This is a genomic window from bacterium (assembly GCA_021158245.1).
Lineage (GTDB): Bacteria > Zhuqueibacterota > QNDG01 > QNDG01 > QNDG01 > QNDG01.
Map to the genome: position 1 here is coordinate 1 of JAGGVB010000035.1, position 12,191 is coordinate 12,191.

The following is a 12,191-nucleotide window of genomic DNA, read 5'->3' on the forward strand; positions in this document are numbered from 1 at the left end:
ACCTGAATTTGCACCACAGGTATTATCCAAAATAGAAACTGGAGATTTTGTAAACGGAGTTGATATTTCAGGACAATACATGTATTCTGCAAGCGGCAGAACAGGGATTAAGGTTTTTTCTGTTTCTTCTGTGGGTAAAGTGGAGCCTCTCGGCTCTGTACAGACAAGAGGATGTGCAAAAAATATTGTTGTTCAGGGGAGTTACGGGTATGTTGCAGACGGAAAAAAGGGGCTGTCAATTATAGATTTGTCAATACCTACTGATCCGGTGCTGCAGAACGAAGGATTTAATTCCGGAAATATTACCTGCTATGATGTTGATCTCGGCGTTGTAGACGGCAGTTCATACGCATTTCTTGCATGCGGCCAGAATGGAGTGAAGGTTATAAATATTACCGGATCTTATTTCCAGAAATCGGAACGGGATACACCCGGTAATGCCATCGGTGTTTCCTATGACGGAACCAGACTTGCAGTTGCAGATTCTACAGGACTGTATGTTTATCAGGTATCTGACCAGGGAACGCTCTCTCTTGAGAAATCCATGACAACCGGTAATATTCAGGCTGTTGATATATTCCTTTCCGGAGATACTCTTTTTGCGGCTAACGGACAGTACGGATTTATTGTATGGAATTTATTGACAAATAACAGTGAAAATGTGTCAACATCAGGTTATTGCACAGGAATTTACGCTAAAGGAAAGGCTCTGTATATTTCTGAAAAAGACAAGGGATTGAAAATATATGATTTCTCCACTGCAGGACAATATACTGAAGTGGGGTATTACGATACCGGAGGAAGAGCGCGGGGACTTGCAGTCAGCGGTGATTATATAAGTGTTGCAAACGGTGAAGACGGGGTATTTCTATTTGAAAGCAAAATTAAGCCTTCAGTATATATTTGGCCTACAACCCTAAATTTTGGCCCTGTCCAACAAGACAAAACAAGGCCAAAAATTCTGTGGGTAAAAAATACAGGAACCACTCTTCTAAAAATAACAGGCATCAGTCTTGGCTATGATGAATATTCATTTAGTGAAACAAGCTTTAGCGTAGCTCCGGGAGATACTCATCGTGTAGTATGTTATTTTTCCCCTACTCGGGATGTTCCCCCTGATGTGAATTATCCGACAACTGCGACAGTCAAGACAAATGCAGATACAGTTTATCTCTCTTTGACTGGTGTAAATCATGCGTTCAATAATAAAGTAGCTTATGAGAACGATACATTTGCAAGAGGGCTATACCATTTTGATGAGTCTCCGGGTGCACAGACTGCAATAGATGAGTCAGGACAGAACCTTAATGCAGCAATTGACGGAGGTGTGCATACAGGTGAATCTGAAGCTGTGTTCGGGACAAGTTTTAAATTTAACGGTGTGCCCCCCTACAGTAAAGTTGTTATAGATGCAACGCCTTTTCATGATTTTAAAGATACACCTTTTACTATAGAATTGTGGTTCAGGATGAATACAAAACCACAGTCAAAGTATATTCTTGTGAGGAGGGGGGATTATGCCAGCCAGACAAGACAATACGAAATAGGTTTCCAATCTCCCAATGCTTATGGTGACTTTGGTATTTACGGTATTGTCTGGAACTCTGGCGGCCAGCCGATTTATGTAAAAACCGGTAATGGAAACAATATCAATGCAGAACAGTGGTATCATGTCGCAATGACGTGGGATAGCGATTCTCTTCGCCTTTATGTTAATAGTGTTGAAAGAGATGCAGCATTCTTGCATGGTACTCTCTATAATTCAGGATCTGAACCTCTTTCAATAGGCGCAAGTTATACCGGAGATGCTCCTTTAAACGGATATATCGATGAAGTTAGGATATCAAGGGGCGTTGCAAGGCAATCGTGGGAGTTTAATGTTAATCAATCCAGAGTATCAGTTAAGAAGGATACTGTTACTTTCGGAAATGTGTTAAAGGGAAGTGATCGCAATCTTCTTTTCAGAATAAGCAACCCGGGAACACAGGCTCTTGTTATTGACAGCGTTTATTCAAAATCCAATCTTGTAACAGTGAATCCGCTTGTTATTCCATCTATGAATTTTTATGTACCGGCAGGCGGAGATACTGCAATATGGCTTAAATATAAGCCTACCTCTTTAACCCAGCTTAATTCCAGCCTGATAATAGCAAGCAGTGACCCTACATACCCGAGATATAAAGTAAATTTAACAGGGAAGGGAATTGAAACTCTCCCTGCGGGTTCATATGTAACAGATCCTTTTACAATTTGTCTGTACCATTTTGAGGAAACTGACGGTTCAAATCAGGTGTTTGATTATTCCGGCAACAACATGAACGGTACATGGACTCCTGCAACAAGAACATACAACAGTAAGTTTGGAGATAAAGCTCTTAGCTTTGACGGCCAGAATGATGTATGCGTAATCACTCCTTCACAAGGGCAGTTTATCGGGCCTGAATGGGGAGGCTTGACTGCAGAATTATGGTTTTATCTCGCAGATAATATTCCGGGAAAAGGAACTTTGATCAGCAGAGGTAATTCCAGTGGAATGCAGTTTGATCTGGCAGTTGATAATCAGAACTTAATAGGCCGTGTTTTTTACCATGACGGGCAGGAAGTATCTGTTACAACAAGCGGTATTCAGAAAGAGCAGTGGTATCATTCTGCAATTGTGCTTGACAGAGATTCACTTCGATTGTATATAAACGGAACACAACTTGATGCAGCAAAGGTAAATCAACCGATAAAAGGGAGCAGAAAAGGCAGTACATTTGATACGGTACCTCTTTATTTCGGTAATTCTTATCTTGGTAACGAACCTCTGCAGGGCTTTCTTGATGAGATAAGAGTGTCAAATGTTGCAAGGCATCCATGGGAATTTAATGTGGGAATGGCAAGGGCTGACCTGGATTCAACTACTTTGCATTTCGGAGATGTTGTGCTTCCCGGTGAAAGAGAACTTTCAGTTAAAATTTATAATCCGGGAATAGACACCCTTAAGATTACTAATATTGTCTCTTCTTTGACATCAATATTTGCAACTGTTGAGACTGAAATGAATGTTTTACCCGGAAAAACAAAAGAACTCCCGATTACTTTTTATCCAAAGGATGCAAAATCATATGAAGGGAACATTACAATGAAAACTAATGACCCCTTCTGGCCGGAGTTAAAAATACTGCTTTACGGTTCAGCTATTTCCGAGAAAATTCCAGGAAGTTATTCAAATGATATCTTTACAACAGGCTTGTACCATTTTACTACTCTTTCCGGGGATACTGTAGTAATCGATTCATCTTCGTCAGAGGCTAATGGCAAGGTAAAAGGTGAAGACGGAGGAGTTACATTAAAAGATCAGGGAAGATTTGGGCCTTGTTTAAGTTTGAATGGAAGTAAAAAAGGTTATCTCGAATTGCCCCTGCCTGAATTATTTAGTGAATCCCATTCCTTTACAGCAGAAATGTGGTTCTCTATGGATAAAAAGCCAACAATTATAGATAATAGATATTATCTTTTTATTGCAGGATCTGAAAATAAACCGAAACTAGGTATTTTTATAGATCCGCAAAGAGGATTAGTCGGCTCTGTATGGGATAAAAACAGTACAAGGCATGATATTGAATCCGGAAATATTGATACTCTTAAAATAAATCAATGGTATAACGCTTCTCTCATCTGGAATGGAGAGAAAGTATATCTTTCCTTAAACAATGAAAAAGTTGACAGCCTGGTATTCTCTGATACTCTGCAGACAAGCAATACTGACAGTGTTTATGTAGGGTCCCGTTTCGGAATAGATTCTTTCTTCAACGGGTGTGTTGATGAGCTGAGATTATCACGCATTGCAAGAAAATCATGGGAAGTCAACGTACTGCCAAGGAAGATATCTGTCTCATCCGTTAATCTTGATTTTTCAACGGTACTTTTAGGGCAGGCCAGATCTCTTCCGGTGCAGGTCTCGAATCTCGGAGATCAGGACCTTTATATTTCAGAAACAATACTTACAAATAGTACTTTTTCGGTCTCAAGTTCAGCTTTTCTGCTAAACGGGCTGAAGAAGAAACTGATTTTAATTAATTACAGCCCCAAAATAGTCGGAGATGATACAGGCTCTGTGATATTGTACTCTAATGATTCTGACAAACCCAGCATAAGAATAAGGCTGGCTGGAAGTTGTGCCAAAGGCGGGCAGATAGGTGCTCCTGCACTTGATTCTCATACAATTGCACTTTACAGGTTTGAGGAGACATCGGGAAGTACGGTATATGATTCAACTAATAATAAAAATAACGGCACAATAAATGGTGCATTGCGTACAAAGGGATTTCTGGAAAAGGGCAGGGGCCTGCAATTTGATGGAATTAATGATTATGTCCAGATTGTTCAGAACCCTTCAAGCACAGTACTTTCATTTGATCTTTCACAGCAGAGTTTTACAATTGAATTTTATTTTAAGACTGATACACTTTCTGAAACATTAATTTCAATGGGCCAGGAAAAAGAAGAACCCGGTTTTGAAATTTCAGTAAACAATGAAGGCAGGATAGCAGTACTTGGTTTTGGCCAGGGCGGCCCGAGAGTTAATGATAATGTATGGCACCATCTGGCATTCACATACTCCAGCCTGGACAATCAGACAGGAAAGCTGTACATTGACGGTACTGAGAAGTGGTCTAAGGAATTCAATAGAACAGATATAACGGCAATTTCTTCACCTGTGTTGATAGGTGCATCTTACGATACTTTGGGTACTACTCATTATTACGAGGGTTTATTCGACGAGCTGAGAATTTCTGATATAGTTAGAATGCGATGGGAGTTTAATTTTATAGACGTAGGAGTTGCAGTTGATTCCCTTTCTCCGGCAGAACCAAAATTTCAGCAGGATGCAACTGTATATATTCATGTGCCGGTTTCTCTGGAAGCTTATGAAGACAGTGTTTATGTTCATTATAGAAATGCTGGAGAAATACAGTATTCTGACGTAAAAGCATCAAAATTGAATGATTCTACATTTACAGCTCTTATTCCGGGATCGGAACAAACTTTAACAGGGCTGGAATATTATGTATCTTATGTATTTGTTGTTGATGAACAGGATGAAAAATTTACACAACCCCTTGCCGATCCGAAAAATAATCCTTTAAGTGCTCAAGTAAAATATACAAGCGCAGCATCTGAACAGAAGATAAGAGCTAAATCATATAGAATGATTTCGGTTCCATTTAAATTGGATTCTACGGATATCCCGTCTGTTTTAGAGGATGATCTTGGAGTTTTTAATCCATATAAGTGGAAACTTTTCTGGTGGCACAGGAAGGATGAAAAGTACATAGAATATAATCATTCTGCGGATAAAAATATTTTTGATTTTTCTCCTGGCAGAGCTTTCTGGATTATTACTGATAATGATGCAACTTTTGATGTTGGTTCAGGACTTACAGTTACTACTGATTCCAGTTATGCACTTTCGATCGAACCTGGCTGGAATATGATTGGCGTACCTTATAATTTCTCAGTGAATTGGGACGATTGCTCGCGTTCTACAGATTCAATTAGGACATTATGGTACTATAATTATACTAATGGTAATCAGATGGATTATGCTGTTCTTGAACCATGGAAAGGGTATTGGATATTAAATACTGATATAACAAGCGGAACATTACTTATTCCGCCCAAAAAAGCAGAAACAGCCGTATTGAAAACTATTAACAACGGTCTCCTGAGTGATTTGGAAGACGGATCATGGCTAATTAAAATTTCTGCCTGGAATGAATTCTCAAAAGATATTGACAATTTTATTGGTGTCCGCAGAGGCGCTGCTTCCGGACGCGATAATTTTGACAGATTTGAACCGCCTTCCATAGGTGATTATTATGTCCGTATAACAGTGGGAAATACGGAAGATACAGCATCCAAAAGAGAATTCGCTGCAGATATCAGGGAGCCAGGCAAACAGGGGTATGTATGGTTTGCAAATGTTGAAGGTAGTCCAAAAGATAAAAATATTGAGCTTTCATGGAGCTTTATTTCTTCTTTGCCTGATGGCTGGAAAGTCTATTTGTTTGATCTGTTCGAAGGTACTTCAGTTAATATGGGTTCATTAAGCAGAATGGATTTTAACGGTATTGCCGAAGGAGAGTTTAAAAGAACATTTAAAATTATTGCAGGTACGGAAGAGTTTATACAGGAAAAGAGCGATGGTATGCCAATTGGGCCTGTGAAGTTTGAATTACAGCAAAATTACCCGAATCCTTTTAATCCCGAGACTGTAATTAATTATAGTATTCAAAAAAGAGGGCCGGTTAAACTTGTGATCTTTAATACACTTGGGCAAGTTGTGAAAGTTTTAAAGAATAAACAGGAAAAGCCAGGTAACTATTCGGTTATTTGGGATGGTAGGGATGCTCTTGGAAGAAGTGTGTCAAGCGGTGTTTATCTGTACAGGCTATCTTCTTCGGGTAAAGTGCTGTCACATAAAATGGTTGTTATACATTAATCCGGATGATACCTAACGAGGTGTTTCGATGAAATTAAAATCAATAGTTTTTGTATTTTTTCTTCTATTTACAACTTCAGCTTTTGCACAGGAAGAAGTACTTCCTGTTGTAAGAAATACAGTTATTTCAACTGGAATGTATTTCCAGGCATGGAGATTATCACATAGTAAAAGTCCAATTAGCCAGGTATCTTTCCCAATTAGTATTGTAATACCTGTAAAGCCGGATATGAGTATATCGGTGACTCATACTCCATCGTATAGCTGGTGGTATACCGGCAGTAAACTTTCAGGGTTTTCTGATACATGGATTCAAGGCTCATATGTATTCCTTAATGATAAAGTAATGGTTGATCTCGGAGCAGGAATACCTACGGGAAAAGTGAGATTGTCAAATACGGAATATGAGTTAGCCAGGCATCTGAGTAAAAGAATATATCAGTACAAGGTACCGGTTACCGGACAAGGGTTTTGTGCTAAAGCCGGATTTGCTGGTGCTTATGATGTTAGTGACAATCTGGTTTTCGGAGTGGGAGTAAGTTTTATTAAAAAAATTGCGTATCATCCGGTTACATACACATATAAATATGCGATTAGTACGAGTGATACTGTTACTACTAACTGGGCAGGTGAATATAAACCGGGAGATGAATTAACTATCAATTTTGGATTTGACTTTAAGGTTTCGGAACAGATGAAAATTATGTTTGATGCACTATATACTCGTTATGGAAAAGATGAAAGAGACGGCAGGGAAGTTTTTGAAGCAGGTAATAGAGTAGATTTGAATTTAGGGTTTTTCTGGCGTATCAGTGATGACAGGTATTTATGGTTCAGGGGCATTTACCGTCAAAGCGGTAAAAATGAGCTTCAGCAGGGGTTGTATTTTAAAGAAGAGGGAAAGAATACAAACGGCCCGCAGGCCGAATTCTACTTAAAATATAAAATATTCCCCTCTCGAAAAGGAGGAGTGTTCATTAATACTGAAACAAGATTTTATGGCATGAATGAAGAAGGCTGGGGAGGGGCCCGGGTGTCTGGAGGGGGGCTTACTGTTCAATACAATTTCACACAGACTGCTAAGTTTGTGAGTAATATAAAATATTTGATAGGAGCTTTGAGAAATCTATCTGATGATTCCAAAACAATAAATTCTGTATCAATTGAAGGTTTTGAATTGGGGGTTGGATTTGAATTTGAGTTGTAATTAGCCCTACTTGAAAAAGGTTTTAACTATTTGATAAATATGGCCTTATCGTCACAGAAAAGATGTATGAATTGCAAGGTAACGAAAAAACCCTTTAAAAAAACTGTGGATTTATGCTGCCAATATCGGCTCTATGATGATTCAGAAATACCTTGTTCTGCCCATGACATCATTGAAAAGACATGCCGGCAAACAGAGTTGCCGGTATGCTACGTGTGTATTCCCATCATCTCTGGACAATATTCAATCCCGTTTTTTCTTGCATTGATGCCTGATTTCCATCCATACGGCCTATACTATTTCCGTGCCGGAGATTTTTTCCGCGGCGGGGAAAAATATTCAAAACAATTTTCAGGGGGTGCAAGGTTATTTAAAAAGTACTTGATTTTATTACCCGAATTTAGTAGTTTCACTATCACTTAAGGGGCTGTAGCTCAGTTGGGAGAGCGCTTGACTGGCAGTCAAGAGGTCGTCGGTTCGAACCCGGTCAGCTCCACAATAAAGGGGTAACCAGAGACAGGTGACCCCTTCTTTTCCGAATGATGTTGCTATTCTTCCGTCAGATAAAATAGAAAAATGTACTCTATTCCAAAATATTTGAGTTGATTTAATGATTAAAGCAATTTTATTTGATATTGGTGATGTTCTTGTTGACGTTAAAACAGACAGTTCATTAAAGAAAATTGAAAAATTAGGGCCGCATATTTCTAAAAAGAATTTAAAGTTAATTTTTTCTGATTCCAGAGCATTTGATGAGTTTGAGAAAGGGTTTATTTCTTCTTATGAGTTCTATATCAAAATATTAAAAGAATTAAAGACTGAGTTTGCATATGAGGAATTTATTGATTTATGGTGTGATATTTTCTTTGACAAACCTGAATCTTATAAATTATTAACAAAATTAAAGTCTATGTATAAACTAGGGCTTCTGTCAAATACAAATTCTCTTCATATCGAATTTTTAAAAAATAATTACAATTTTTTTAAACTAATTGATTACGAATTTTATTCATATGTATTACATTCAGCTAAACCTGATAAAGCCATTTATGAAAAAGCAATTCTAAAGACAGGATTCTTGCCTGCAGAATTACTGTTTATTGACAATAAGGAAGAGAATGTAATCGCAGCGGAAAGTGCAGGAATGAAATCTTTGCGTTATGAATCTTATGAGAAATTGGTAAAAGATTTCGCCATTTGGGGTATTGAAATGTAGTATAAAATTCAACGGGCTGCTATGTAAATGCGGTATTTATCTGGCAGGAATTTTGCACATATATACTTGAGATAAATTCTTTAATTCCCGTGAGTTATTCGTCCAGTTTGCGAATAAAATCAGGTTTAAAGTGTCCAAATTCTGTACAGTAAGAAATTTATGAATTCTTTTATACGGAAATGGAATGACTAAAAAACTGCAAATAATTATTACATTAATATTCATGTCTTTTGTTTCAGCGATATCCGGTACTCAATATGACGAGAATACCATAAAAGCTGTATATATCGGAAGGTTTGCGCAATTTGTAGATATTCAAAATGATTCATCCGGTGAATTGATTATTGGAGTATTTGAAAAAATCGGGATTACGCCGAGATTAATTGAAATTTATAAAAGCATGAAGATCAATGGTAATACTGTTAAAATTAAATATTATACGAAAATAGATTCCTCAATTTTAAAAAGTAATATATTGTTTATACCAAAATTAAATGGTAGTAAGTTAAAACAAATATTAAAAATTATAAATAAAGCTGCCATACTTACAGTAAGCGATACACCTGGTTATTCTGAAAAAGGTGTGCACATTAATTTGTACAGAGCCGGAAAAAATATTAAATTTGAAATAAATCAGAGAGCCGTTAATAAGTCCAATTTGCATATCAGTTATCAATTATATGAATTAGCAAGAATTATTCAGCCCTTAAGGGGTGCAAAATGAAAAGTATTGCATCTCTGTCCATAAAAAATAAACTTATCGTGCTTATTCTATCTGTAACAAGTATATCTTTTTTAATAGGAGCAAGTTTAATTACATATAGCTCTATCTGGCAATTTAAAAAAGATATGATTAGTGAAACACAACTCTACGCAGATTTTATAGGTGAATCTTTTATATCTCCTCTTCTGTTTAATGATGTACCTGGTGGCCAAAAAATACTTTCAAAACTTCATAAAATCCCATGGATTGAAGCTGCTGTAATTTATGATGCCAACGGGAAGAGATTTGCTAACTATTCTAAAAATAATTCTGAAATTCCGGGGCCGATATTAAATGGGAAAAATCTTACAAAATTTATAAATAAAGAACTTTATGTATCAAAATCTATTGGATATATGGAAGAAAAGTTAGGGCAGATATTGATAATCAGTTCAAGAATTGAGCTTGATAAAAAAATTAATGCACAGATATTTACGATGAGTACAATTATTGTCTTTGTTCTGCTTATTTCATATTATATTTCATTAAGATTGCAGAAAATAATTTCCGGGCCTATTTTATTTTTAGCTGATGTTACCAAAAAGTTGTCTATAGATGGAGATTATTCAGTCAGGTTGGTTAAGAGCGGTGATGATGAGATCGGAGTATTATATGACGGATTTAATGATATGCTTTCTCAAGTACAGAAGAGAGAGAAGGAGATTAAAGAGGCAGGAGAAGCAATTAGAACTAGTGAAGCAAGATTAGCAGAAGCCCAGAGAATAGCATCAATTGGGAGCTGGGAGTGGAATATAAATAATAATAGTATGGTTTTTTCTTCCGAGATGTACAGGCTGCTGGATTGTGAACAGAAAACTACACCTTCAATAAATCTTATTGTGAAAAGATTTTATAAAAGAGATAAAGAAAAGATGTTGGAAAACATTAAAATGGCGCAGAATGAGGGGCGGGAATTTGAATGCACATGTCATCACAGAATAAATGGGGGCGGTATAAGATTATTATCTGTAAGAGGTGAAGTAATAAAAAATTCGGAGGGAAATGTTGAAATTGTTCATGGAACAGCTCAGGACGTGACAAGGCAGAAGGCTGCAGAGAATGAAATTAGAAAATTAAATGAAGAACTTGAAGAGAGGGTAGCCGCGCGTACTGCTGAATTGAGAGCAGTTAATGAAGAATTGGAACAATTTGCATATGTAGTCTCTCATGATTTAAAAGCTCCGTTAAGAGGAGTAAGCCAGCTGTCGCAATGGGTTGTTGAAGATTATGAGAATGTATTAAATACAGAGGGAAGAGAACATCTTCATTTGATGAAACAGCGTATTCGCAGAATGTATAATCTTATAGACGGTATTTTACAATACTCCAGAGTTGGCAGAGTTAAGGAGCGTAAACAGGAAATTGACCTGAACTTGTTAGTAAAGAATATAATTGAAGCGATTTCTCCGCCCTCTAACATAACAATAAATGTTGAGAATATACTGCCGGTAATTTACGCAGAGAAAACAAGGATTGAACAAATATTCCAAAATCTAATAAGTAATGCAGTAAAATTTAATGATAAAGAGGAAGGCCTTGTTACAATCTTTAGTGAGGATGTCAATACACACTGGAAATTCAGCATATCCGACAACGGGCCGGGAATAGAAAAAAAATATTATGAAAGAATTTATCAGATATTCCAGACTCTTTCACCAAGAGATGAACTGGAAAGTACGGGTATTGGATTGACACTTGTAAAAAAAATTGTTGAAATAATGGGGGGCAAAATTTGGCTGGAGTCAGAAACCGGTTTTGGTACTACCTTCTATTTTACAATTGACAAAAAAGAGGTGTCCATGCCGCAAGTAGAGGAAAATGTATAATGGCAAAAGATAGTCCGATTTTGCTCGTTGAAGATGACACTATTGATGCTTTGACAGTAAAACGCGCTTTGAATGAAATCAATGCCAGGAACGAACTTATTGTTGTAAAAAACGGTGAAGAAGCAATAGTATTTTTACTAAATTCAGATAATTATATACCATTCATAATCCTCATTGATTTAAATATGCCGAGAATGAATGGTATTGAGTTCCTTAAACAGATAAAAAAATATAAAAAACTTATACGTATACCCGTTATTGTAATAACAACTTCCTCTGATGAGAGAGACAAGCAACTCAGCTACAATTTTGGCGCATCAGGATATTTTATCAAACCTATAGATTATAAAAAGTTCGTAGATATTATTGAAAAAATAATTAACTATTGGAAAGCCTGTGAGCTCCCTGAGGAGGAAGTAAATGACTAATGGATTAGTCAAATTGTTAATTGTTGAAGATGATAAAATTGATCAAATGGCATATAAAAGATTTATCAGGGAATACGAACTACCTTATAATGTCATTTTTGTGGATTCTGTTAAAGATGCCTCCGATATTATTCTGCAAACTGATTTTGACCTGATTTTAATGGACTATATGTTGATAGATGGTACAGCTTTTGATCTTCTGGAAAATATTGGCGATACTCCAAGTGTTATTGTGACAGGGGCAGGAGATACTGACATAGCAGT

General features: G+C 36.9%; 7 protein-coding genes and 1 tRNA gene. All 8 read left to right on the top strand.

Annotated elements, in window-relative coordinates:
* Positions 1-79 precede the first annotated feature (79 nt).
* On the top strand, positions 80-6,487 hold the full coding sequence (locus J7K93_01910; GenBank protein MCD6115745.1) for a choice-of-anchor D domain-containing protein: 6,408 nt from the start codon (positions 80-82) through the stop codon (positions 6,485-6,487).
* A gap of 28 nt (positions 6,488-6,515) precedes the next feature.
* Positions 6,516-7,694: a hypothetical protein gene (locus J7K93_01915; protein ID MCD6115746.1), complete on the top strand. Its 1,179-nt coding sequence runs from the start codon at positions 6,516-6,518 to the stop codon at positions 7,692-7,694.
* A gap of 423 nt (positions 7,695-8,117) precedes the next feature.
* A tRNA-Ala gene (locus J7K93_01920) sits at positions 8,118-8,190 on the top strand.
* Positions 8,191-8,304: 114 nt separating this feature from the next.
* Positions 8,305-8,910, top strand: coding sequence for an HAD family phosphatase (locus J7K93_01925; protein ID MCD6115747.1), 606 nt, complete (start codon positions 8,305-8,307; stop codon positions 8,908-8,910).
* 184 nt (positions 8,911-9,094) lie between these two features.
* Complete coding sequence (locus J7K93_01930) at positions 9,095-9,634, top strand: YfiR family protein (GenBank protein MCD6115748.1); 540 nt, start codon at positions 9,095-9,097, stop codon at positions 9,632-9,634.
* Complete coding sequence (locus J7K93_01935; protein MCD6115749.1) at positions 9,631-11,499, top strand: HAMP domain-containing protein; 1,869 nt, start codon at positions 9,631-9,633, stop codon at positions 11,497-11,499. Before J7K93_01930 ends, J7K93_01935 begins: the two co-directional genes overlap by 4 nt.
* Positions 11,499-11,927 (top strand): response regulator, encoded by a 429-nt coding sequence (locus tag J7K93_01940; GenBank protein MCD6115750.1) that lies wholly within the window; start codon positions 11,499-11,501, stop codon positions 11,925-11,927. The genes J7K93_01935 and J7K93_01940 overlap by 1 nt, the downstream gene beginning before the upstream one ends.
* Positions 11,920-12,191: response regulator (locus J7K93_01945; protein MCD6115751.1), on the top strand; the 272-nt coding region annotated here is incomplete at its 3' end. The genes J7K93_01940 and J7K93_01945, both read left to right, overlap by 8 nt.